The 24,280-nt window shown below is 59.4% G+C and carries 23 protein-coding genes and 2 pseudogenes; 14 read left to right on the top strand and 11 right to left on the bottom strand.

The annotated features are described in order from the left end of the window. Nucleotides 1-24 precede the first annotated feature (24 nt). Nucleotides 25-483, top strand: a complete 459-nt coding sequence (locus tag R1T46_RS02160) for an META domain-containing protein (protein ID WP_317307176.1) — start codon at nt 25-27, stop codon at nt 481-483. A gap of 11 nt (nt 484-494) precedes the next feature. On the opposite strand, the gene R1T46_RS02155 is transcribed toward R1T46_RS02160, so the two are convergent. The 9 genes from R1T46_RS02155 to R1T46_RS02115 all read right to left on the bottom strand — a co-directional run bounded on the left by R1T46_RS02155 (nt 495) and on the right by R1T46_RS02115 (nt 10,953). Then, the gene (locus R1T46_RS02155; RefSeq protein WP_036202433.1) at nt 495-1,025 is read right to left on the bottom strand and encodes an alpha/beta fold hydrolase; all 531 of its coding nucleotides are present in this window, start codon (nt 1,023-1,025) and stop codon (nt 495-497) included. Between the two features lie 19 nt (nt 1,026-1,044). Next, nucleotides 1,045-2,049 (bottom strand): LLM class flavin-dependent oxidoreductase, encoded by a 1,005-nt coding sequence (locus R1T46_RS02150; RefSeq protein WP_317307175.1) that lies wholly within the window; start codon nt 2,047-2,049, stop codon nt 1,045-1,047. Nucleotides 2,050-2,143: 94 nt separating this feature from the next. Then, entirely contained in the window at nt 2,144-4,396 is a 2,253-nt protein-coding gene (locus R1T46_RS02145; protein WP_317307174.1) for an ATP-dependent DNA helicase, read from the bottom strand. Beyond that, complete coding sequence (locus R1T46_RS02140; RefSeq protein WP_317307173.1) at nt 4,393-6,093, bottom strand: VRR-NUC domain-containing protein; 1,701 nt, start codon at nt 6,091-6,093, stop codon at nt 4,393-4,395. Before R1T46_RS02140 ends, R1T46_RS02145 begins: the two co-directional genes overlap by 4 nt. 9 nt (nt 6,094-6,102) lie before the next feature. Further along, nucleotides 6,103-6,723 (bottom strand): metallophosphatase domain-containing protein, encoded by a 621-nt coding sequence (locus tag R1T46_RS02135; RefSeq protein WP_317307172.1) that lies wholly within the window; start codon nt 6,721-6,723, stop codon nt 6,103-6,105. Further along, nucleotides 6,720-7,532, bottom strand: a complete 813-nt coding sequence (locus R1T46_RS02130) for a crotonase/enoyl-CoA hydratase family protein (protein ID WP_317307171.1) — start codon at nt 7,530-7,532, stop codon at nt 6,720-6,722. Before R1T46_RS02130 ends, R1T46_RS02135 begins: the two co-directional genes overlap by 4 nt. A 33-nt stretch (nt 7,533-7,565) precedes the next feature. Further along, nucleotides 7,566-8,759 (bottom strand): GGDEF domain-containing protein, encoded by a 1,194-nt coding sequence (locus tag R1T46_RS02125; protein WP_317307170.1) that lies wholly within the window; start codon nt 8,757-8,759, stop codon nt 7,566-7,568. A 151-nt stretch (nt 8,760-8,910) separates the two neighbouring features. After that, complete coding sequence (locus R1T46_RS02120; protein WP_317307169.1) at nt 8,911-9,966, bottom strand: NAD(P)-dependent alcohol dehydrogenase; 1,056 nt, start codon at nt 9,964-9,966, stop codon at nt 8,911-8,913. A 111-nt stretch (nt 9,967-10,077) separates the two neighbouring features. Continuing rightward, nucleotides 10,078-10,953, bottom strand: coding sequence for an AraC family transcriptional regulator (locus R1T46_RS02115; RefSeq protein WP_036202454.1), 876 nt, complete (start codon nt 10,951-10,953; stop codon nt 10,078-10,080). 149 nt (nt 10,954-11,102) lie between these two features. Here R1T46_RS02115 and R1T46_RS02110 point away from each other — a divergent pair, with 149 nt between their 5' ends. The 13 genes and pseudogenes from R1T46_RS02110 to tnpC all read left to right on the top strand — a co-directional run bounded on the left by R1T46_RS02110 (nt 11,103) and on the right by tnpC (nt 22,614). Then, complete coding sequence (locus R1T46_RS02110; protein ID WP_036202457.1) at nt 11,103-12,593, top strand: CoA-acylating methylmalonate-semialdehyde dehydrogenase; 1,491 nt, start codon at nt 11,103-11,105, stop codon at nt 12,591-12,593. A gap of 9 nt (nt 12,594-12,602) precedes the next feature. Beyond that, nucleotides 12,603-13,769 carry an acyl-CoA dehydrogenase family protein gene (locus R1T46_RS02105; protein ID WP_317307168.1) on the top strand — a complete coding sequence of 389 codons (1,167 nt, stop codon included), beginning with the start codon at nt 12,603-12,605 and terminating at the stop codon, nt 13,767-13,769. Nucleotides 13,770-13,826: 57 nt separating this feature from the next. Further along, a complete protein-coding gene (locus R1T46_RS02100) occupies nt 13,827-14,606 on the top strand; it encodes an enoyl-CoA hydratase (RefSeq protein ID WP_317307167.1) in 780 nt (259 codons plus the stop codon). Nucleotides 14,607-14,659: 53 nt separating this feature from the next. Further along, the gene (locus R1T46_RS02095; protein ID WP_317307166.1) at nt 14,660-15,745 is read left to right on the top strand and encodes an enoyl-CoA hydratase/isomerase family protein; all 1,086 of its coding nucleotides are present in this window, start codon (nt 14,660-14,662) and stop codon (nt 15,743-15,745) included. 48 nt (nt 15,746-15,793) lie between these two features. Continuing rightward, nucleotides 15,794-16,687: a 3-hydroxyisobutyrate dehydrogenase gene (gene mmsB, locus R1T46_RS02090; protein ID WP_317307165.1), complete on the top strand. Its 894-nt coding sequence runs from the start codon at nt 15,794-15,796 to the stop codon at nt 16,685-16,687. A 158-nt stretch (nt 16,688-16,845) separates the two neighbouring features. After that, a complete protein-coding gene (locus tag R1T46_RS02085; RefSeq protein ID WP_317307164.1) occupies nt 16,846-18,495 on the top strand; it encodes an AMP-binding protein in 1,650 nt (549 codons plus the stop codon). Then, nucleotides 18,492-18,908 carry a PaaI family thioesterase gene (locus R1T46_RS02080; protein ID WP_317307163.1) on the top strand — a complete coding sequence of 139 codons (417 nt, stop codon included), beginning with the start codon at nt 18,492-18,494 and terminating at the stop codon, nt 18,906-18,908. Before R1T46_RS02085 ends, R1T46_RS02080 begins: the two co-directional genes overlap by 4 nt. 154 nt (nt 18,909-19,062) lie before the next feature. Further along, nucleotides 19,063-19,515, top strand: coding sequence for an alpha/beta hydrolase (locus R1T46_RS02075; protein WP_317308248.1), 453 nt, complete (start codon nt 19,063-19,065; stop codon nt 19,513-19,515). Beyond that, complete coding sequence (locus R1T46_RS02070) at nt 19,512-19,658, top strand: hypothetical protein (RefSeq protein WP_317307162.1); 147 nt, start codon at nt 19,512-19,514, stop codon at nt 19,656-19,658. Before R1T46_RS02075 ends, R1T46_RS02070 begins: the two co-directional genes overlap by 4 nt. Before the next feature lie 37 nt (nt 19,659-19,695). Then, nucleotides 19,696-20,199, top strand: a pseudogene (locus tag R1T46_RS02065) (ATP-binding cassette domain-containing protein); the annotation flags it as partial. Between the two features lie 73 nt (nt 20,200-20,272). Beyond that, entirely contained in the window at nt 20,273-20,650 is a 378-nt protein-coding gene (gene tnpA, locus R1T46_RS02060) for an IS66-like element accessory protein TnpA (protein ID WP_317307161.1), read from the top strand. Next, complete coding sequence (gene tnpB, locus R1T46_RS02055) at nt 20,634-20,969, top strand: IS66 family insertion sequence element accessory protein TnpB (RefSeq protein ID WP_317307160.1); 336 nt, start codon at nt 20,634-20,636, stop codon at nt 20,967-20,969. Before tnpA ends, tnpB begins: the two co-directional genes overlap by 17 nt. A gap of 75 nt (nt 20,970-21,044) precedes the next feature. Then, nucleotides 21,045-22,614: pseudogene (tnpC, locus tag R1T46_RS02050) on the top strand (IS66 family transposase). Between the two features lie 11 nt (nt 22,615-22,625). Here the strand turns inward: tnpC and R1T46_RS21600 are convergent. Further along, on the bottom strand, nt 22,626-23,084 hold the full coding sequence (locus R1T46_RS21600; RefSeq protein WP_348122837.1) for a hypothetical protein: 459 nt from the start codon (nt 23,082-23,084) through the stop codon (nt 22,626-22,628). A gap of 161 nt (nt 23,085-23,245) precedes the next feature. Further along, nucleotides 23,246-23,983: a GntR family transcriptional regulator gene (locus tag R1T46_RS02040; protein ID WP_317307159.1), complete on the bottom strand. Its 738-nt coding sequence runs from the start codon at nt 23,981-23,983 to the stop codon at nt 23,246-23,248. Nucleotides 23,984-24,280: the final 297 nt, after the last annotated feature.

Genomic DNA, 24,280 nt, shown 5'->3' with positions numbered 1-24,280 from the left:
TTAACCCTTATAGGGAGAAAACACATGAGAGGAGTCGTGTCGGTACCCGGGCATGTGGCAATTCTGTTTGCTCTGCTTTTTCTGGCCGGTTGCGTCGGATCACCTGCCACCAGAAGTTCAGCGGATGACATCGTGGCGATGCCGTTGACCAACACCTATTGGCAGCTGTTGAGCATCGCGGGTGAACCGGTGTCGAAAACCAACGCCGACCAGAAACCCCACATTCTGTTTCTGGACGACGGCCGGGTGAGTGGCTTCAGTGGCTGCAATCAATACATGGGTGACTATCAGGTCACGGGTGAGAACCTGTTGTTTGATTCCATGGCCAGCACTCGCCGGGCCTGCCCGGATAACCAGACGGAACAAATGCTGTTCGCGGCCCTGGCCAAGACCGTTGGTGTCAATCTCGAAGGCATCGAGCTTCGGTTGCTGGGTGAAACCGGCGAAGAACTGGCAGTGTTCGAAGCCTCACGGATGAAATAAGGCGCCGGTCGTCAGGCGTTGGACAGACAGTCGGTCATGAAGCCCCTGAATTCGATCACCAGCCGCGCCAGGCTGTTTTCCAGGCGATGTCCGTCCGGAAGTACCAGCAACGGCAGCTTCTGCTCCCGTGCCAGCTCAATCACCGGCATTGGCAGTACCACATCGTCGTCCCAGCCATGAATGATCTGGGTGTGCCGGGCCTGAATACGGGGGCTGGATTGCGGATAGGCCGACATCGCCAGAGCCGGCGCCAGAAGGAAGCACCCCAGTACCGGTGTTTCTGCACTGGTGCGGGCACACACCCAGCCGCCCATGCTGGATCCGGCCAGGATGGTTCTTTCCGGGTCGGCACCCGCCTCGGTGATGGCTTCTCTCATCTGTGTGAGGCGTTCGGCAGGATCTTTCGTGCTGCGATGATCCACGGCAATCGCGGTTACACCGGGAAAGGTTTCCGCTTCGGCTTTCAGGGCCTGTACTTTGGTGCCTCCAGGGCCACTTTCCAGGCCGTGGGACAGGAAAACATGAAATTCGGGCGTGGCCATGGTTGTCTCCGGTAAGAGGTCAGTGTCGGGTGGCGGCCAGGATATCCAGCGCGTGCCGCCGTTTCTCAGGGTCGTACAGATCCACAGTAAACATCAGTTCGTCCACGTCCACAGTCTGCAATAGCCGCTCCAGCTGCTCCCGGAGAGTGTCCTCACTGCCCAGCAACTGCAGCGACAGGAAGTCCTTCACGCCTGCCTGCTCCCCGCTGTTCCATAGACCTTCCATGGACTTGACCGGAGGCCGCATCCACAGAGGTTGGCCCCGGAACAGGGAAAGGATGCGCTGGTAACTGGTGGTGGCCAGGAACTGGGCCTCCTCGTCGGTGTCCGCTGGCACGGCCGGAACGGCCAGAATCACATAGGGTTTATCCAGTTGGTCCGAAGGCTGGAAGTTGTCCCGGTACGTCTGGATTGCCTCGCGGTAAAGCCGGGGCGCGAAGTGGCCGGCAAAGGCGTAGGGTAGTCCCCGCATCGCGGCAAGCTGTGCGCTGTAAAGACTGGAGCCCAGCAGCCAGATGGGCACATTGGTGCCGGCGCCGGGAATGGCCTTGACCGGCTGGCCAGGCTGGAGTGGCCCCAGCAAAGTCTGCAAGCGCGCGACATCCTCGGGAAACTGTTCTGCCCCGAGGCCGTCCCGGCGTAGCGCCCGGCTGGTGACAGGGTCGGTGCCAGGGGCACGGCCGAGTCCAAGGTCAATTCGGCCGGGATAGAGGCTTTCCAGGGTGCCGAACTGCTCAGCGATCACCAGCGGCGGATGGTTGGGCAGCATGATACCCCCGGACCCTACCCGGAGAGTGCTGGTAGCACCGGCAATGTGCCCGACCAGTACGGCCGTTGCGGAACTGCTGATGCCTTCCATGTTGTGATGCTCGGCCAGCCAGAAGCGGTTAAAGCCCAGGCTTTCCGCGTGGCGGGCGTAGGCGACGCTGTTGGCCAGGGTCTGCCCCACGGAATCGCCTTCGCGAACGGAGGCCAGCTCAAGAAGGGAATAGGCAGGGAATTGGGCGCTGGAATTCTGCGACATTGAATGCTCCGGGTTTGAACTATCCGGCAGCATAACAAAAACCGGCCCGTGAAAAAGCCGGCCGGGATGAGGGTGTTCGTTCTAATGGGCTGGGTCAGGCCCACCAGGCTGGCAGCAGGTTGCGGATCTGCGGTTGCAGGAAGCGGTCATCGATCAGCCAGATTACGCCGGTGTCCTCCGGCGTGCGGATCACCCGGCCGGCGGCCTGGGCGACTTTTTGCAGGCCAGGAATCAGGTAGGTGTAGGCGTGGCCGGCACCAAAGCGTTGCTCCAACCGCTGGCGCAGGATGTCATGCCAATGGTCGAAGGGCGGCAGGCCGAGCGTCGCCACGAAAGCGCCAATGAGTCGGTCGCCGGGCAGGTCGATGCCTTCACTGAAAACGCCCCCGAGTACGGCCAGGGCGACGCCGGCATTGTCCTCGTTGAAATCGTCAAGAAACGCCGTGCGCTCATCGGCAGACATGCCAGGGCGTTGGGCTCGAAGCGGCAGGTCAGGCGCCTGTTGTTGCAGAGTTTCCCGCACCCGGTTGAGGTAGGAAAAGCTGCTGAAAAACGCCAGGTAGTTGCCGGGCCGCTGCTGGTATTGTCGGTGGATCAGTTCCGCGATGGGCGTCAGTGAGCGTTCCCGGTCCGGCTGCCGGGTACTGATGTCCGGGGTGAAATTCACCTCAAGCTGGTCGCGGGTAAAGGGGCCTGGCAGGGAGCGGAAGCAGGTGTCCTCCGGCATGCCCAGAAGGTCCCGGTAATAGACGCCAGGCGACAGGGTTGCGGAAAACATCAGCGTGCTGTCGGCGGCTTCGAAGCGCGGGGCCAGGAAGTCCGCCGGGATCAGGTTCTGAATGCTGAGTCTGGCCTTGCCCCTTGCCGGCCGGATCAGCTCGCATAGGGAATGATCGCCAAACACCTCCGCCAGTTTGGTGAAGGCCAGGCTTTCGAACATCAGTTCCTGCAGGGCAAGGTCTGGCGGATGGTCCGCCAGGTAGTCGGTAATGGCGGAGACCAGCCGGTTCAGAGCGCCGGTCAGGGAACCCGGAAGAGTGTCCAGCATCACCGGCTCGCGGCTGATGTCGGGGCAATGGTCGCGGATGACTGATTGCCAGGCCCGGGACACGCCATCGAGTTTTGATTTCAAAGCTTTGGGGGCCTGTTTCCGCACCCGCAGCAGACGTGCCTGGCTCAGCTCCACGGAATACATGCCACGGGCGCGGTCCACCAGATTGTGGGCCTCGTCGACCAGCAGGCTGGCCTTCCAGTCGTTCTGCCGGACCAGGGCATGGAGCAGGGCGGACTGATCGAACATCCGGTTGACATCGGCCACCACCACATCGCACCAGCGGGCCATTTCCTGCGCCAGGAAATAGGGGCAGATACCGTGTTGGCGGGCGATGTCGGCCAGTACCCCCTGGGTCAGGGCACCGGTGTGATTGGCAGCGTCCTTGCGGGCCGCCGGCAATCGGTCAAAGAAGCCCTTTGCCAGCGGGCAGGCGTCCCCATGGCACGCCTTGTCCGGATGCTCGCAGGCATGGTCCTTGGCCACCAGTTCCAGGGTTCGCAGGGGCAATGGGCCGGGTTGCTTTTTCCGCAACAGGTGAACGGCATCGACAGCCAGTTGCCGGGCGGTATTGCGGCTGGTCAGGTAGAATAGCCGGTCGTGTCTGGCCGTGGGCATCGCCATCAGGGCCGGAAAAAGGGTGCCAAGCGTCTTGCCGAGGCCGGTGGGTGCTTCCAGTAGCAAGGTCTGTTGGCGGATGCTGTTCCTGTAAACGGATTCCGCCAGGGCGCGCTGCTGTGGCCGGAAGTCAGGGAAGGGAAAGGTCAGGTTTTTCAGGGCCAGATCCCTTTCATGCCGGTGGCTGGCCTCCTGTTCAGCCCAGTCGCTGTAGTGTTCACAGAGATGTTCCAGCTCCTGCCACAATTCCTCCGCGAAGGCCGTTTCGGTGATGGGGGTTTCCTTGTCCTTGCCGACATCGTAGTAGATCAGGGCGAGATCGATCTGGCTCAACTTTTCCTGTCGACACAGTAACGCTCCGTAGGCCCGCAATTGTGCACGGTGTAGATTGCGCTGGGCTTCCCGTACCCGGGACAGGTCACCGCGGTGGGTCTTGATTTCCTCCAGTCGGCCGGCGATCGGGTCGTAACCGTCGGCCCGCCCACTGACCATCAGTTTGCCGCATTGGCCGGCCAGGGCCACTTCGCTTTGATACCTCGGGCCGCGACGGGCCTGCACCGCACCGTGGCCGGCAATGCCTTCTTCCGACGTGGGCGCCGGGGTGTAGCGCAGGTCCAGATCGCCCTTGCGGGCGGCGAATTCACACAGCGTTCGTACCGCGACGTTGAGGTCGGTCATCGGTCGGTCCAGCGCACATAGCAGACGGAGACGGGAATGCCGTGGTCAACGCAGAACTCAAGCCATCGGGTCTGATGATCCTGCAGGCGGTCGCCAGGGCCTTTGACCTCGATCATTTCATAGCGCCGGTTTGGATCGTTGTGGTCGGGCCGAAAGCGGATCAGGTCAGGAAAGCCGCTGCGGTGTTCGCGCAGGTTGCCCAGCAGGCGCCGGAACATCCGCTCCAGGTGTTGGGCCGGGATGCACGTCAGCGCCATTTCAAGCAATTCCTCCGAGAGTATTGGCCAGATCACAAACGGCGACGCGATGCCCTGTTTTCCCTGCCAGGTATCGCGGATTCGGGTTTTGTAATTGTCAGAGGCCAGCGTGCCGAGGCAGTCGTCAAACAGTGCCTGACGACGTTCTACAAAATCCTCCCGGTACAGGTCCACCGGCCCGGTGTGAAAGGGATGGAAGAATGCGCCGGGCAAAGGTTCGAACAGGGCGGGCCAGCAGAGCAGGCCAAACAGGCCATTGATGAGGGTGTTTTCCACATAGGCAACGGGGGTGTCGGGTTCGCTCAGGTGTTGCATGGCCACCCACTCCACCGAGTGGCCGTCGGGATTGTCCAGTTCCAGGGTGAACGCCGTCAGTGGCGGGCGTTCGCTTTGCTGGGGCCGTGGCTCTCCCAGTTTTTTCGCCAACCGCGTCAGGATGCGTTCGAGTCCGCGTTCCTCAGCGCCAAACCTGGGTTCGGCGGTGGCGGCCTGGGCAATCTTCCAGGCCTCATGGTGTTGCTTCAGCCGTTCCAGAAGGCGTAGCTGGCGCAGCCGTGATTCGCGATGCCCACTGAGGCGATAGGCCTTCAACGCCAGCTCTGTGTTGCCGCCGCGCTCTGCCAGCTTGCCCAGTTCGAACAGCAAGCGGCCGCGCCGGCTTTCCAGCCAGGCATTCTCATTGGCCGTCGGGATGTCCTGCCATACGGTTTCTGGCGCCTCGCCCTGATCCAGGCGTTCACGGCAGTGGTGCATCACCAGATAACGATCCACGTCGTCACGTTCGTCAAAAGCCCGGGACTCGGCAGAAAGCGGTACCTGTTCATACTGCTGGTGGCCCAGCTCCACCAGTACGAAATCGGACCAGCTCTGGCGCAGGTTGCCGAAAAACATCAGCCGCAGGCGGTCGAACAGGGCCATGTTCTGTAACTGGATAACCTGTGTCGATACGCCCGGTAGCCAAAGTTCGACCGGTGCGGGGTCAGGGTGCAGTGGCAGCAGGGTTTCCTTGAGCACAGCTTTGCTTGCCCCCGTCTGCAGTCCGGCGGCGGTGATCCTGTCTGCCAATGCGGGTCGCAGTTCGCCGAGGGTGAACAGACGAAAGAGGTCGGCAAGGGGGAGTTCCGGGGTATCGTTGATCCATCCGGCGTTCAGCAGGGTGTTGGTGGCTTCGGTCACCGGGGCTCCAAGCTCCGGATAGCGGAGCTTCTCAACACGAAACAGTTCGCCGGTACGCATGACCATGCGAGCCAGCAGCGCCCTTGCGGGCTGGTCCAGTGTCAGCAGGTTGTCTATGTGCCCGATTTCATCGGCCGTCAGCAAATCGCTGTGATAGTGCCGTACCCAGCGCACCACCGTCTCGAAGTTTTCGAGATAGTACAGCGGATTGTCCAGGTCCGCGGTGCCGGGAATGTGAGTTTTCTGGTCTGATGCTGGGACCATGGCAGGGCGTCAGATATCCACGACGATCGGTGGGTTCAGCGGCTTGAACTGGCCGGTGCAGGTGCTGGCGTTGACATACAGGCAGTCATTCAACATTTGCTGGCCGTAGCTTTCGTGGATATGCCCGAAGATGTGAAGTTTGAGCGTGAGCCGCTCCAACTCCAAGGCCAGATCGCCGCAGCCTACAGCCAGTGACTCGTTCACCTGATCAAGGATGCCTGCGGGCGGACCATGGGTGATAAGAACGTCAGTGTCCGACGGTATCTGCGCCCAGCGCTCCGCAATGGCGGTTCCACGTTCGAGGTTGAATGCCCAGTCGAAAAAGATGGGTGTCCAGGGGCTGCCCCAGAATTTCAGTCCTTCGATGTCGATACTTCTGTCCCGAAGGTAAACGGCGTTCCTGATCAATGCCTCTGCGTCGGCAGGCTCATCCTGCAGGCACCAGTCGTGGTTGCCGGCAATCAGGATCTTGTGGCGGTGGGGCTGTTCGGAAAACCAGTTGTCCAGATCCTCGAGTTCCTCAAGGGTGCCCACTCCCAGGCAATCACCGGCGTGGATCAGCACGTCACCGTCGGGTACGGGAACCTGACGATGCATACTGTGGGTATCCGATATACAGACCAGTCTCATTTAGGCTCGCTGGGTTTGGGTTCGTTGGGCTCGCGAAAAGAGCCATGGCGTCCGGCGCCGCCAGTAAATCGGCCGGCGCCTTTAATGGCTTCTTCAAACACCACAGGATAACCGCCAGCTCCTTCGGCAGCCAATGCTTTGGACAGTTTTAGATCCCACTGATGAATGGCGGAATGTCGGTCGGCGCGCAGGCATTTCTGAGGGAATCCGGCGATGTCTGCCGCCAGGGCCTCGGCGGCGAAACGAGCCTGACCGTCGGGCACAACCCGGTTTGCCAGCCCCATGGTTTTGGCTTCGTCGGCGCCAACCGGTCGCCCGGTCAGGATCATGTCCATCGCATTGCCGTGGCCGATAATGCGAGGCAGGCGCACGGTGCCGCCATCAATCAGCGGGACTCCCCACCGGCGGCAGAATACGCCAAAGGTGGCGGATGCCTCGACCACCCTCATATCGCACAGCAGAGCCAGCTCCAGGCCGCCCGCTACCGCATAACCGGATACGGCCGCAATCACGGGTTTGGAGAGATCCATGCGGGACGGGCCCATAGGGCCTGGTGCTGTTCCAGTCGCCTCTATCTCGTTGCGACGCTCCGGGTCGCCGACGGCCTCCAGGTCAGCGCCAGCGCAAAAGTTGCCGCCTTCGCCCCAGAGCACCGCCACCTTGAGATTGTCATCGGCTTCAAAATCTGTGAAAGCTTCGTGCAGGGCGTTGGCCGTTTCGCGGTCAACGGCGTTTCGTTTTTCGGGGCGGGCCAGAATGATGGTCAGCACAGCACCGTTGGACTCGGTGTATACCGGGGGTTGCGTCACATAGCCTCCTGAGGATTGTTGGTGTCGGGCCGCTCAGGGAGTTGTGGTCTCCGGGGTTAAGTGTCCAAATTCCACCCGGTTCCGTCCCTTGTTTTTCGCATTGTATAGCGCCGAGTCGGCTTCGATCATCATATCTGCGAAGGTTTTGTGGCGGTCGGCCTTTTCGACCCCCCCAATGCTGGCAGAGATGTACAGTGGTAAACCCTGTATTTCCTGGCCGTTGGTGGCGATGGCTTCCAGCAGACGGTGGGTGATGATGCGCACGTCGTCATCACCGGTGATACGAAGGACCACCGCAAATTCCTCTCCTCCGACCCGGCCAATGATGTCGTCATCCCTCAATTCGTGTCTCAGTGTGCGGCCGACCAGGCGGAGGGCTTCATCTCCGGCTGCGTGCCCCCAGCGATCGTTGACTTGTTTGAAGTGATCCAGGTCCAACATCAGTACGGCCAACTGCGTCTGGGACTGTGTCGCCTTGTCATAGGCCCGGATGCCTTCCCGGAACAGGGAGCGGCGGTTATAGAGCCCGGTCAGGCCGTCGCGCTCAGCCATCACTCTCAGGCGTTGTTCGGAATGGGTAAAGGCCAGCAGCGGCAGTGCCAGGGTCGTCGCGGTAGCCAGCAGAATATGGTTAACGAGGATCAACCGCAGCACGAAACCGGTATTGGCCTGATTCAGGCCAAACCAGTCCATGCCGATCACCAGTGCCTGGGACATCATCAGTACCCCATGCATCGTAAACAGCACCTTCAGAATCCTGACAGGCAGCGACGGCGTGGTGTCCAGTTTCGACAGAGTGTAGACCGCAAAGCTGAAAATGGCGGCGGAGAAGAGGGCTGTTAGCAGGCGGGCATTCAGCGGGTCGCCTTGGAAGGAGAACAGAAGAATGAGCAAATAGCTCGCCGCGGAGAAGCGAAGGACCTGGCGGAACCTGCGGGTTTTACGCGATGCTCTGCCGGAGAAACGCTGCAGGCCGGCCAAGACCAGAAAAGGCGAAAAGCCGAGAAATACGTGGGCCAGAAAAACGGTGATCCAGGGCGCATCGATAAAGGCTCGCGCGCCTGCAATCAGGGTGCCTGCCGCGAAGGCCAGGCACGCCAGCGCCCACAACCGGAAACAATGCTGGCGGGAACGAAGCTTGAAAATGGCCCATAGCAACCCGCCGATCAATAGATTGATCGCGACCGATAACAGCAGCAAAGTCGGCAGGTGAACGGTAAACCCCATAGGCATCCCTGGTGACGGATTTTCGCAGTGTTACAGGGTACGTCACAGGGACGTTACGGTCAGTAAGCTTTGTGTGTCGTTTCATGGTACAGAGACAGCCATGGTGACGCCGCCAGCGCCGTTGAAGCGCGACTGGCGGCTCGCCTTTGGGTTAAGCGGCTTTCAGTGTCTTCATGTCGATCACAAAACGGTACTTCACATCGCCTTTCTTCATGCGCTCGTAGGCTTCGTTGATGTTTCTGATGTCGAGCATTTCCACGTCGCAGGTGATGCCATGATCGGCACAGAAATCCAGCACTTCCTGGGTTTCAGGCATGCCTCCGATGAGAGATCCTGCTAATACGCGGCGCTTGAACACCAGGTCGCCGGCTTCCAGGGGTGGGGCGACCGGTTCCAGCAAACCCACGAGGATGTGGGTGCCGTCGAAGGTCAGGCAGTTCAGGTATGGGTTCAGGTCGTGCTGAACCGGCACGGTGTCCAGCATGAAGTCGAAGGACTCGGCGGCCGCTTCCATCTGACGGTCGTCGGTGGAGACGACGACATGGTCAGCGCCCTGCTGCTTCGCTTCAGCCACCTTGCCCTCGGAACGAGTGAAGATGGTTACTTCTGCACCCAGGGCCTTGGCGAATTTCACGCCCATGTGGCCGAGGCCGCCCATGCCGATCACACCCACCTTGTTGCCGGCTCGCACGCCGTAGTGGCGTAGGGGGGAGTAGGTGGTAATGCCAGCGCAGAGAAGGGGGGCGGCGGAGACCGGGTCCAGCTTTTCCGGAACCTTCACCACAAAGCGCTCGCTGACGATAACCCTGTCGGAATAGCCGCCATAGGTGATGGAGCCGTCATAACGGTCTTCACCATTGTAGGTAGCAGTCATGCCCTCCTGGCAATACTGTTCAAGACCGGTTTCGCAGGCGGAACAGGTGCGGCAGGAGTCCACCATGCAGCCTACGCCCACCGTGTCGCCCACCTTGTAGTCGGTCACGTCGGAGCCGACGGCGGTGACACGGCCAATAATCTCGTGTCCCGGAACCACCGGGAACTGGGTAGCACCCCAATCATTCTCGGCAAAGTGGATATCGGTGTGGCAGACGCCGCAGTAGTCAATCTCGATGGAGACATCGTCCGGGCGCGGTTCACGCCGTTCAAAGCTGATGGGGGCCAGCTTTGAGTCGGCTGATTCGGCTGCGTAGCCTTTTGCATTCGCCATGGTCCGTGTTCCTTCTTTGTCGGTAAATGTTCAAACCTGTACGCAGTAACTCCGGGTGTGAGTCAGTTTTTCAACCGCAAGTCCCTTTTATGAAAGGAATATCATGAAGCGTTAATGGCGATGGGTGTGGCGGTAGTCGGTGGGGGATTGGCCCATGACCTTCTTGAACAGTCGCGAAAAATAGTAATTGTCGTCATAACCCAGAAGGCTGCTGATCTGGGTAAAGGAATGATCCGTGGTGTCCAGCAACTGGCAGGCCTGTTCCACTTTCAGGTGCAGGAAGTGTTGGATCGGGGAGACGCCGGTCAGGGCCCGGTAGCGGGTGGCAAAGTGCGCGGGAGAGAGCCCGGTCAGGTCCGCCAGTTGATGGAGGGTGATGCGCTCATCCAGATGCTCCCGCATGAAATTATGGATGATATCCAGGTCCGGCTGCTGCGCATGGCCTGCCTCACCGACACTCAGGGGGACGGCCGCCAGCAGTTGGCGCAGGCGGTTGGCCACATGCACCAGGCCGGGAGTGCGGAAGCCGGTTTGCCGTACCGAAAGCAGGCCGTTGAAATCCACGAGTAACCTGGGTTGTCGCCCGATGTGTTGAACGTAGATGCCCTCGGTAAACCCCATGTGCTCTCGAAAATGTTCCGTCAGCGGGCCCGCGTAGTGAACCCAATGGATTGTCCATGGGTTCTCCGGTGCGGCGGTGTATCGGTGTGCGGCGCCGGCCGGTATCAGCACCAGGTCACCCGCCCGTATCAGGCAGGGTTCGTCCTCAACGCTCAGGTAGGCTTCCCCCTCCGTGCAATGGATCAAAAGATCGTCGTTATGGTGTTCCCGGTGCATGTGGTGGCCTGCAGCGCGGCGGTAGTGGCCGAAGGCGAGCGGGTACAGGTCACGGGTCAGGGGGTGTCGTGACAAGCCGCGTATAACCGGGTCAGGAATGACATATCGAATGCTGTCTGGCGGTACAGGCCACTGGGACGTCTTGGTCATCGTGGGTATCTTCTTTCCTGTGATTTCGAAAGATAGTCCATCATGGTCGAAACTTAGTCAATCATTAAGCGGTAGAGGGCTGTGCTAGGATCGGTATCAACCTTAGGGCTCAGGCCCAATTACCTACAACAATGACAGGGAATATCGCTATGAAAAACGTACCCCTTTATATCGCCGGTGAATTCGTACAGAGCCAAACTGACCAGTGGATTGACGTTACCGATCCTGCCACCAACGAAGTCATAGCACGTGCGCCCTGCACCACAGACGCCGAGATGCGTCGCGCTATCGACAACGCAGGCGAAGTGTTCAAGACCTGGAAAGAGGTCCCGGTCTCCGAGCGCGCCCGGGTGATGATGCGTTACCAGGCCCTGCTGAAAGAGCACCATGATGAAATCGCCGAGATCCTGTCCAGCGAAACCGGCAAAACCTTCGAGGACGCCAAGGGTGACGTATGGCGCGGTATCGAAGTTGTAGAGCACGCAGCCAACATCCCCTCGCTGATGATGGGTGAAACCGTTGAGAACGTGGCTCGTGAAATTGACACCTATTCCTACACCCAGCCGCTGGGTGTCTGTGCCGGTATCACGCCGTTCAACTTCCCGGCCATGATCCCGCTGTGGATGTTCCCGATGGCCATTGCTTCCGGTAACACCTTCATTCTCAAACCGTCCGAGCAGGACCCGCTGACCCCGACGCGTCTGGCGGAGCTGTTTGAAGAAGCAGGCGCCCCCAAGGGTGTGTTGCAGGTCGTCCACGGCGGTAAAGAACAGGTAGACGTGCTGCTGACCGATCCAGCCATCAAGGCCGTGTCGTTTGTTGGCTCCGTGCCGGTGGGCCGTTATATCTACGAAACCGGCACCCGTAACATGAAGCGCGTGCAGAGTTTCGCAGGTGCCAAGAACCACATGGTGATCCTGCCGGATGCCGATAAGAATCAGGTGGTCAAGGCTCTGGTGGGCGCATCCGTTGGTGCTGCCGGCCAGCGCTGTATGGCGATCTCCGTAGCCGTGTTCGTGGGCGAGGCCCAGGAATGGATTCCGGAGGTGAAGGAAGCCCTGGCTGCGGTCAGGCCCGGTGCCTGGAACGACAAAGAAGCCAGCTATGGCCCGATCATTAGCAAACAGGCGAAGGATCGCGTGGAATCACTGATTACCCGCGGTGAGGAAGAGGGCGCCAAACTGCTGTTGGATGGTCGCAATTGCACCGTTGATGGCCTGCCCGATGGCAACTGGGTAGGACCGACGCTGTTCGCCGGGGTCAAGCCGAACATGGATGTCTACAAGGAAGAGATTTTCGGCCCGGTGCTGGCCTGCATGGAAGTGGATACCCTGGAAGACGCCATCAACCTGGTAAACGACAGCCCCTATGGCAACGGTACATCCATCTTTACCAGTTCCGGTGGTGCGGCACGCCGCTACCAACATGAGATTGAAGTGGGTCAGGTGGGTATCAACGTGCCCATTCCGGTGCCCCTGCCGTTCTTCTCCTTCACTGGCTGGAAAGGCTCCTTCTACGGTGACCAGCACGCCTATGGCAAGCAGGCGGTGAAGTTCTACACCGAGACCAAGACCATTACCTGTCGCTGGTTCAGCAGCGATGCGGTGGCTGAAACCAACTTCTCCATCCGCATGCGGTAAGGGGAGCACATGAACTTTGATCTGACCGAAGATCAGCTGGCCTTCCGCAAGGCCGCCAGGGCCTTCGCGGAAAAGGCCATGGCGCCTCACGCCGCCGAATGGGATGCCGAGCATGTGTTTCCAGTGGAAGTGATTCGCGAGGCCGGTGAGATGGGCTTTTGCGGTATTTACACGCCGGAAGCCCAGGGCGGCATGGGGCTGTCGCGGCTGGATACCAGCGTGATTGTGGAAGAACTGGCGGCTGCCTGTCCTTCCACGGCCGCCTACATCACCATCCACAATATGGCGACCTGGATGGTCGCACAGTTTGGCAATTCCGACATCCAGCAACAGATCGCCCCGAAAATGGCCAGTGGTGAGTGGCTGGGTTCGTACTGCCTGACGGAGCCGGGTGCCGGCTCTGACGCCGGTAACCTGCGCACCAAGGCCACACGGGACGGCGACAGTTACGTACTGAACGGCAGCAAGGTGTTTATTTCTGGCGCCGGCGCCACCCAGATGCTGGTGGTAATGGCCCGTACCGGTGAGCCGGGCAGTGGTCCCAAGGGCATTAGTGCATTTGTGGTGCCCGCTGACAGTGATGGCATCCACTACGGCAAGGCCGAGGAAAAAATGGGCTGGAACAGCCAGCCCACCCGCCAGATTACTTTCGAGAACGTACGCGTGCCGGCCAATAACCGGCTGGGTGAAGAAGGTCAGGGCTTCATGATCGCCATGAAAGGCCTGGACGGCGGGCGCCTGAACATTGCCACCTGCTCCATGGGTGGTGCCCAGGCGGCGCTGCTGCGTGCCCGCAATTACATGCACGAGCGCGAGCAGTTCGGCCAGGCCCTGGCGGGCTTTCAGGCGCTGCAGTTCAAACTGGCGGATATGGCAACCAACCTGGTAGCCGCGCGGCAGATGGTTCGCCTGGCAGCCTACCGGCTCGATCAGGGCGATACCGAAGCCACGCTGCATTGCGCCATGGCCAAGCGTTTCGCCACCGATGCGTGTTTCGAGGTGTGCAACGAAGCACTTCAGCTCCACGGTGGTTACGGCTATATCCGCGAGTATCCGCTGGAGCGCTACGTACGCGATCTGCGGGTGCATCAGATTCTGGAAGGCACCAACGAAATCATGCGGCTGATCGTAGCCCGCCGGCTACTGGAGCCTGGTGTCGCTGAAGCTATCCAATAAGAGCCTCAGCCCATCAGGTAAAAAGCCCCAGCCAACTAACAAAAGGCGAGAATTCACATGAGCGAATTGATTCAGTTGGAAAAACGCGGTCACACCGCGATCATCACCATTAACAATCCACCGGCCAATACCTGGACCAAGGCTTCTTTGAAAGCGCTGGAAGAGACGATTGAGGCGCTCAACGCCGATCGCAATATCTTTGCGCTGGTGGTCACTGGCCAGGGCGAAAAGTTTTTCTCCGCCGGTGCCGACCTCAAGGCCTTTGCCGATGGCGACATTGGTAACGCAAGTGTCATGGCGCAGGCGTTTGGTCAGGCATTCGATGCCCTGGTTCGCTTCCGTGGCGTGTCGATTGCGGCCGTGAACGGCTATGCCATGGGGGGTGGCCTGGAGTGTGCCCTGGCCTGTGACATCCGGATTGCCGAGGAGCATGCCCAGATGGCATTGCCAGAGGCCACCGTTGGCCTGTTGCCCTGTGCCGGTGGCACCCAGAACCTGCCCTGGCTGGTCGGCGAAGGCTGGGCCAAGCGCATGATTCTGTGTGGTGAGCGTATCAAGGCCGACAAGGCCCTGAGCATCGGGCTGGTGGAAGAAGTGGTGCCGCAGGGCGCAGCCCTCGACAAGGCGCTGGAGCTGGCGGAGATGGCCGGCAAGCAGAGCCCGTCGTCCGTTGCCCGCTGCAAGACCCTGGTGATGAGTGCCCGTGATGGTCGCAGCCACGACGATGGCTGGCGCATGGAGCGGGAACTGTTTGTCGACCTGTTCAGTACCGAAGACCAGCGTGAAGGGGTGAATTCATTCCTAGAAAAGCGCACGCCGGAATGGAAGAACCGATAAAGACAACCGCTAAAAAGAACCGATAAACCGGGCCGGACTACTGAGTTAATGGTATGAGCAATCAAGTCGTTATTTTTGAAGAACTGGAAGCTGCCGGCGGCAAGCGCATCGGTGTTGCGCGGCTGAACACTCCTCGTTCGATGAACGCACTGTCGCTGGAAATGATCCATCTGCTGAAACCCAAACTGGATCAGTGGGCCGCGAACGACGCCATCGGCGCCGTCTGGCTGGAAGGCGAGGGCGACAAGGCCCTGTGTGTCGGTGGCGACATTGTGGCGCTGTACCAGGATATGACCGAACCCCGGTCCGAAAGCCTTACCGCCAGTGAAGGAGATATCTTCTTCACCGACGAGTACGAACTGGATTACCAGATACACACCTACCCCAAGCCGTTTATCGTCTGGGGTAACGGACTGGTGATTGGCGGCGGCCTGGGCCTGATGTCAGGCGGCTCTCACCGGGTGGTAACAGAATATACGCGCGTGGCAATGCCGGAAGTAAGCATTGGCCTGTACCCGGATGTGGGCGCTGGCTGGTTCTTTAACAAGATGCCGGGGCGGATTGGGCTGTTCCTGGGCCTGACCTGCGCGCGTATGAACGCTACCGATGCCATCTTTACCGGACTAGCGGACCGTTTTATTCACCACGATATGCGCGACGAGGTCAAGCAGGCCCTGCAACAGTCCGGCTTTGGTGATGAAGCTCACGGTGCCGTCAGTAAAGTATTGCGCCGGTTCGAGGCAGGCTCCCGTGAGGCACTGCCCCAGTCTGTGGTGCGCGAGCACTTTGATGTGATCCAGGCCCTCACCGATGGCGATTCGCTGGTGGACGTGGTGGATAATCTCGGCCAGTACGCTGGCGAGGCCCCCTGGTTGATCGAGGCGGTCAAAACCGTGGCCGCAGCTTCACCGGCGGCCCTCACCGTGTATTGGCGACACTTTCACGACACCTTGCACGACAGCCTGGCCCAGGTATTCGACAAGGAGCTTCAGATATCAAAGCGCAGCCTGAAAATGGGTGAGTTTGCGGAAGGCGTCCGGGCATTGTTGATCGACAAGGACCTGAAGCCACGCTGGCATTTCCCGACCCTGGGTAGCGTCGATCCGAAGTGGATCGACCGGTTCTTCATGGAGCGTTGAACAAACCGAACAGACCAAACCTGATCAAAACAAACGGAGAACAATAACATGGCGACTATCACGTTTATCGGTCTTGGCAATATGGGCGGCCCCATGGCCGCCAACCTCGTCAAGGCTGGCCACGATCTGACGGTGTTCGATCTGTCCACGGAGGCGGTCAAGGCGCTAACCGACGAAGGCGCGAAATCCGCGGCGACCGTCCAGGAAGCGGTGGAAGACGCCGAGGTGGTGATTTCCATGTTGCCTGCGGGCCAGCATGTGGAATCGGTTTACCTGGGAGAGAATGGCCTGCTGAAAAATCTTCCATCCAGCACCCTGGTAATCGATTCGTCGACCATTGCACCGGAAACAGCTAAAGGGGTGGCCGAAGCGGCCGTCGAAGCTGGCATTACCTTTTTGGACGCACCGGTGTCCGGTGGTGTTGGCGGTGCCAAAGCCGGCACTCTGACCTTTATCTGTGGCGGCGAGGCAGATGCCTTCGAACGCGCCAGGCCCATCCTCGATGGCATGGCCAAGAACATCTTTCACGCCGGTCCTCACGGCGCCGGACAGATTGCCAAGATCTGCAACAATATGCTGCTGGCCATCCTAATGAGTGGCACCAGCGAGGCCCTGGCCCTGGGCGTAAAGAACGGACTGGATCCTGCCGTGCTCTCTGAAATCATGAAGCAGAGCTCTGGCGGCAACTGGGCGCTGAATGTCTACAACCCCTGGCCGGGTGTGATGGACGGCGTACCTGCGTCACGTGCTTACGAAGGAGGTTTCCTGGTCGATCTGATGAACAAGGATCTGGGCCTGGCATTCGACAACGCCGTCAAGAATCACGCGCCAATTCCCATGGGGTCGCTGGCCCGTAATCTGTTCGAGCTGCACGCCAGCGAGGGTAACGGCGGACTGGACTTCTCCAGCATCCAGAAATTCTATTATCGCGAGCAAAGCTGAGGAGGCGACGCCTTCAAAAGTTCAAGGAGAGCTTTTTTTGCCCATGTTCTCGAGGTTTGAGGGCGTTTATTTTTATCGAAAAGTTAACCTATACGTAAACTTTAGCCTGTGCTAAACATTGACAACAGAAATTGTCCACAATATAAAAGGACTGGAGTATGAGCCTCCCGGATTATCAATTGGTCTACAACAATTTCGCCCCCGCCAGCCTCGAAGCCGAGACCCTGGAGGGTAGCCTGGACGCGGGCCTGAACGTTTGCACGGAGATCTGTGACAAGTGGACTAACGATCCTCAGCGGGTCGCCCTGTATTACGAAAAAGCGGACGGCGGCTCCGGCAAGCTCAGCTTTGCCGAGCTGAAAGAAAAATCCGCACGCTTTGCGAATTATCTGAAATCCAAGGGGATAGGCAAAGGTGACCGGGTTGCCGCCCTGTTGCCCCGCAGTCCGGAGTTGCTCATCGTCATCGCCGGCACCCTGAGGGCCGGTGCAGTCTACCAGCCCCTGTTCACCGCCTTTGGCCCCGGTGCTATTGAATACCGCTTCGAGCGTGCCAGCACCCAGCTGGTGGTCACTGACCCGGTCAGCTACCCGAAGCTTATCGAAGTCAAGAACTGCGCACCGGCGGTTTGTGTGAATGCGGCCGAAGTGAGTGGCGAGATCCCGGACTTCCACAAGACGCTGGCAGATCAGTCAGACCAGTTCGAGCCAGTGCTGGTCAAGGGCAGTGATCCGTTCCTGCAGATGTTCACCTCCGGTACCGTGGGCAAGTCCAAGGGCGTTGCGGTTCCGGTCAAGGCGCTGCTGGCGTTCTATGTCTACATGAAGTACGCCATCGACCTGCGGGACGACGACGTGTTCTGGAACGTGGCCGATCCTGGCTGGGCCTACGGTCTTTATTATGCCGTGATTGGCCCGCTGCTGATGGGCCACGCGACTCACTTCAACCCGGGCGCATTTACCCCGGAATCCACCTACGACATGATCCGCAAGTACAAGATTACCAATCTGGCGGCGGCACCGACCGCCTATCGGTTGCTGAAGGCCAATGACCACGTCCTGCCGGAAGGTGAGAACCTTGGCCTGCGGGTGGCCAGCAGTGCCGGTGAGCCGCTGAACCCGGAAGTGGTGAGCTGGATTGAGCGGCGTCATTTCTGCCCGGTCAAGGACCACTATGGCCAGACCGAAACCGGCATGACCTGCTGTAACTTCCACGGCCTTGATCACGCGGTGCGCCAGGGCTCCATGGGGTATTCCTCCCCCGGTCATAAAGTCGTTGCCCTCAGTGAGAAGAACGAAGTCGTGGGCGAAGGTGAGATCGGCCAGCTGGCAGTGGATGTGAAGGCCTCGCCATTGTTCCACTTTGACGGCTACACCTGGGGCGAGAAAGACCCGTTCGTGAATGGCTATTACCTTACCGGCGATATGGTGGTGAATCACGGCGGTGGCTGCTTCTCATTCAGCGGCCGTGACGATGACATCATCACCACCGCTGGTTACCGCGTGGGCCCGGCCGATGTGGAAAGCACCCTGCTGGAGCACAAGGCGGTGGCCGAGTCTGGTGTGGTGGCGAAGCCCGACGAGAAGCGGGGCTCTATCATCAAGGCTTATGTGGTTATCAAGGGTGACCAGGAGCCGGAAAGCGAAGATGCCCTGAAGGATGAATTGCAGGAGCTGGTTCGCCATCGCCTTTCCGCCCACGCCTATCCACGTGAAATCGAATTCGTGGATGAGCTGCCGAAAACCCCCAGTGGCAAGATCCAGCGCTTTGTTCTGCGCAACCAGGCGAAGGAAGAGAAGCAGGGATGATTGTCACCTTCGAGGAGCTGCAGGCCTTCCTCGCCGAGCAGTTTCCCCAGGGTGCCCGCTACGGCACCCTGCAGGAGCTGGGCGACGGCTGGGCTGAAATGAAACTGGAGGTGGCTGAAGAACATCTGCGCCCCGGCGGCACGGTGTCCGGCCCCGCCATGATGGCGTTGGCGGACGTGGCCCTGTATGCCGCCCTGCTGGGAAAAATCGGCCTGGTGCCGCTGGCGGTGACCAGCAACCTCAACATCAATTTCCTGCGTAAGCCGGTGGCTCATAGCTCGATCCGGGCACAAGCCAAAATGTTGAGAATCGGCAGGGCCAGTGGGGTGGGAGAGGTGTTTATCTACTCCGACTGTCTGGTCGAACCGGTCGCCCATGCCACCATTACCTACTCTATCCCGGCGAAGCGGTGACCCCGTGAACATCAGCAACGTCGCCGTTCCACTGGGTGATTGGGTCCGGATTCAGGCGCAGCGCCTGTGCCACGAAACTGGCGATGGCCCGGTATTGGTGTTTCTGCACGAATCCCTGGATAATATTGCGCTGTAGAAACAGTTCCCCCGCCGTCTGGCGGAAGCGACGGGGCTGGATGCGCTGGTCTATGAACGACAGGGCTACGGCACCTCCGCTGATGAATTGTTGCCGCGCCCGTACGATTATCTGGAGCAGGAAGGCACCAAGTGGCTTCCACGACTCCTGGATGCGTTGGGGATCGACGACGTAATACTGGTGGGGCACAGCGATGGCGGCTCGATCGCCCTGATAGCTGCTAGCGCATTGGGCGAGCGTGTGAAAGGGCTGATCACCATGGCCGCGCACACCTGGGCTGATCACCTGACCCTGGCCGATATCCGAGACATGGGGCGGCGCTGCATGGAAGCGGGCATTCGCGAAAAACTGATTCGACATCATGGCGAGCGTACCGACACACTTTCCATGCCTAGCAGGATGTCTGGCTGGACGAGGGCTTTCAGTAGTCTCCGTCATCCGGGCTGGACAGCATCCTGTGCCCGGTTATGATCATTCAGGGGGGCGACGACTACGGCGTCCAGGAACAGGTAACCCGCATCGTGGAGGGCATCGTGTCCCACGCGACACCGGTCACTCGCCGCATTTGCAGCAGCCGGAGCGTTTACGTAGACGTCGATCTAATCTGTGAGTAATGTAGCTGCACAAAAATAACAAAGTGCCCCATTAGTTTTGGAGACCCATAACCTCGTCAAAGAGTTCAAGGGCTTTGTGGCGGTCGACGACGTCAACCTGAAGGTGCAGCGTGGCCATATGCATGCCCTGATCGGACCCAATGGCGCGCGCAAGACCACGGCATTCAACCTGCTGACCAAATTCCTGATTCCTACCCGCGGCCAAATCCTGTTCAAGGGTAAGGACATCACGTCCATGAAGTCGGCGGCCATTGCCAGCGAGGGTGTGGTGCGCTCTTTCTAGAATTCCGCCGTGTTCCCTCACATGACCGCGCTGGAAAACATCCGCGTGGCCCTGCAGACCTTTGAAGGCCACTCCTTCCAGATTCGCGGGCTTGAGGACGCGTTAGGGGTGTCCCTGTTCGTTCGCAAACCCCGGCAGCTGGCGTTGACGCCGCAAGGGCGAGAGCTGCAGGAGGTGCTGGGTTCAGCCTTCGACAACATCAGTACCACCATTGAGCGATTAAAATCCGTGCCAGAGCCCAGGGGAGTTGTAAGCGTCCGGTGATCCCATCTTGAGCCTGGCGCTGCCGCCGTCAGAATAGTCTCCACTTATTTTCTAGTGGACACTTAATATGAACAACGTAAGCGTAACCAAGCCCTACCAACGCCGTCGCCGGTTTTCGCGGGAATTCAAAGCCGAGATTGTCGCCAAATGCCTGGAACCCGGTGCCTCCGTTTCTCGGATCTCTCTGGATAACGGTCTCAACGCCAACATGGTCCGGCGCTGGATAAGTGAAGTGCAGCGAGCGAATAAAACGCCAGCAACACCGGGATTTGTTCCGGTTAATTTGCCAGCGGCAACCTCTGCACCGGGCAACCAATCGGTCTCAGACAAGCGTAGCACCATCCGCATCGAGATTCCCCGCGGGTTGTGGTGGAGTGGCCGGCGGAGCAAGCCCATCAGTGTGCCGCATTGCTGCGGGACCTGTTGGGATGATCCGTATCGATGAGATCTGGCTGGCCACCGAGCCGCTGGATATGCGGGCGGGGCCCCACAAGGCCTTGGCCCGGGTCATTCAGGTGTTTGGTTCTGCCAGGCCCCATTGCGCCTATCTGTTTGCCAACAAACGGGGTAACCGGATGAAGGTCTTGATCCGCGATGGCCTGGGCATCTGGTTGTGCGCCCGCCGGCTGAACCGGGGCAAGTTCCATTGGGGCGAACCCTGGCGCGGTGACCAGCTGCGTTTAACCGAAGAACAGTTGTCCGCCCTGGTTCAGGGTCTGCCCTGGCAACGTCTTGGGGCCGATGGCGTTATCTCCATCCTGTAACCACAAGCTGAGTGATATCGCCATAGCCAAAACTGCGAATCGCTTGCAGCACAAGGGCTTGGCATACTAAGGGGCATGACTCAGCGCCCCGATATCAACCAACTCTCTGCCGATCAGCTCCGTGCCCTGGCGACGGAACTGATGGACTCTCTGGACGCCAAGGATCAAGTCTTGGGTCGGAAGGAGCGGGAGTTAGTGCGCAGCAACGCCATCATTGAGAAGCTGACCCACGAAGTAGCCATCCTCAAGCGTCACAAGTACGCCCGTCGCAGTGAGCAACTCGATGCGGTTCAGGGGAAACTGCTGGACGAACTGATCGACAGTGACCTGGCCGCTATCGAAGTCGAGCTGGATCAGGCAATGACCGAAGAGCAGAAAGCCGCTCGGCCCAAGCAGCAACCCAAGCGAACACCGATACCCCCGGAACTGCCCCGCACCCTGTTCCACCACGAGCCCGAAAACACCCAATGCCGCTGTGGTTGTCAGCTCAAGCGTATTGGTGAAGACATCAGCGAGAAGCTGGACTACGTCCCGGGCGAGTTCACGGTGGAGCGGCACATCCGGGGCAAGTGGGCCTGCAACGAATGCGAGACCTTGATCCAGGCACCGGTACCACCGCAGGTGATCGACAAGGGCATCCCCACTGCTGGGCTGCTGGCTCAGGTGCTGGTGGCCAAGTACGCGGACCATCTGCCACTGTACCGTCAGGAACGCATCTTCGGTCACGCTGGCCTCGAAATCCCACGTTCCACACTCGCCGAATGGGTCGGTGCCTGCGGTGTGCAGTTGCAACCCCTGGTGGATGCGTTGAGAAACGCCTTACTGGAACACGGCGTTCTGCATGCCGATGAAACCCCGGTCAGCATGCTGGCTCCGGGCAAGAAAAAGACCCACAAGGCTTACGTCTGGGCCTACTGCACCACGCCGTTCTCGGACCTGAAAGCCACCGTTTATGACTTCGCCCCAAGCCGGGCGGGTGAACACGCCCGCACCTTCCTGGGTGACTGGCAAGGCAAGCTGGTGTGTGACGACTACGCCGGCTACAAAGCCGGGTTCGGCAACGGCATTACCGAAATCGGCTGCATGGCCCACGTCCGGCGCAAATTCTACGACCTGCACGAAGCCAACAAAAGTGAGCTGGCTGCCAAGGCACTGACTGGAGTACATTGGTGGACTCTACGAGATCGAACGGGACACCAAAGACCTGCCTCCGGACAAACGGCAGGAGACCCGGGAGGCGAAAGCCAGGCCCATTGCTGATGCGCTGCATCAGTGGATGTTGGCGCACCGCCAGAAAGTGCCGGATGGCTCCGGCACAGCCAAAGCACTGGATTACAGCCTCAAACGTTGGGCGGCGCTGACGCGCTACCTGGGCGATGGCGCTGTGCCCATCGACAACAACTGGGTAGAAAACCAGATCCGGACCTGGGCGCTGGGTCGTTCCAACTGGCTGTTCGCGGGGTCGCTGCGCAGCGGTCAGCGTGCGGCTGCGGTGATGACATTGATCCAGTCAGCCAAGCTCAACGGGCATGATCCCTATGCCTACCTGAAGGATGTGCTGACCCGCCTGCCGACGCAGAAGAACAACGCCATCAATGAACTATTGCCCCATAACTGGAAGCCGGCTACTACTGACAAGGTGTGATGGCCGGACGCTTACCGACAGCCGGCGACCTGGACATTACTGCTATCGATTTTCCAGCCGTAGGCCAGTGCACGCCCCGCCATTTCAAAGGGGCCCGCCATGAAGAATAGCCAGCGGTAGTAGGCGCCACGTTCAGGGGATTGTGACGGTGGCGCCAGCTTCCTGTCCGAAAACTGGTCCGCCAGGTAGGCGCAGATGGCTCCACTTCTGTCACCACGGTATTGCCATGCTCGATGGCAGGCACTTTGCCCATCGGGTTGATAGCCAGGTATTCCGGGGTAGCGCAATGCTACCTCAAAGGCGACTCTGCCTACCAAGTTGGACAAGGTGGTGTCCAGGCCCTTACCGCTTGGGCCGAGAATGTTGGTCCCGAGGTTGGTGCAGTCGGTGCAGGGGACCTTGATGCTTTGGGGCCGATGGAAGCCAGGAACAAAGCCAGTACAATGGCGGAACTCGAAAGAGACCTCCACTTAAGCGCCTGCGTTTAGTGAATCTATCCGGGCCTGCCGTCTCTTTCGGGAGCTATTGTCACTTCGAGCACCATTGCGATAACTCGCAGAGAACACTGATTAGGATAGAACCGGCGCATCACAGTGCGTTCAGTTCAGATTAGGTAGATATCCTGATAGCGTCAACTGTTGTTTTCGGCTTTCTCGAGTACGAGCGGCTCGCGGTCCCTGGAAGCATATGAACCGACAGTAGCCCGCGTGAATTCTTCTAGATAAGCGACCAGTATGTTGGCGTTCTCGCTAGCCTCGGCTTCTTTACCAAAAGCAATACTGCGCAGCAGATTGGCGTGTGCGATAGCGGCTCTCTCAAGATCACCGAACTGGCGGTAGTGGGCGTACCAGTAACGCCTGGAACTGCCGTGAATAAGCCCCATCACGTTCCGCACGACCCCGTTGTGCGCAGCTTTCTCCAGCAGCAGATGATTGTTGCGCGTTGCCTCAAAGAAGGCGTCGCCATCCCCAGCCGCGGCAGTCTCTTCCGCAAGATTGGCGTTTTCCAGCATCAGGTTACGTTCTTCAGTACTGGCACGTCGGGCCGCGCAGGTTGCGATCAGTTGTTCGAGTGGCCGGCGGACTTCCAGCAATTCGAGCTGCCGGGCGATATTCATCTCCGACACCATGACGCCTCGACGTGGATGAATAACAACCAGTCCATCTCGGGCCAGCCGTTGCAGGGCCTCGCGTACGGGAGTGCGTCCCATCCCAAGTTGCTCGGCAAGATCGACCTCGGAAACCATGGTTCCGGCAGGAAGGCGGTCGTGCACGATCAGGTGCTCTAGCTGGTCATAGGCGATGTCCTTCATAGGCCGTAGCGACTTGCTCGAGTTAGTGCCGGCTATTTTGCCGCCTTTCTTTCCCATGTTTCCTTCCTTTTTCAGCTCAAGGTATCGGCTCAGAAATGTGCTGTTGAGCCAGCGTTCATGATATATCAGTACTCGTATTAGACTCAATAATAGCAGCTAATTTCACCGATGAGTCCTGTTTTACTGGCGTAGATACGGGGATTATCGTAATGAAAAAGGCTGTTGACAGGATCTTATCTGATATGTCAGCGTTAAGGTGTCTGATATATCAGATGGTCGCCTGGCATCTCGAGTCCATTCGGTTGCCCCAGGATCCCCGGAACACACGGAGGGCGGCGTCACACTTTTTTGAGC

Source organism: Marinobacter salarius, from assembly GCF_032922745.1.
Lineage (GTDB): Bacteria > Pseudomonadota > Gammaproteobacteria > Pseudomonadales > Oleiphilaceae > Marinobacter.
This window is presented reverse-complemented; position numbering and strand designations above follow the sequence as displayed.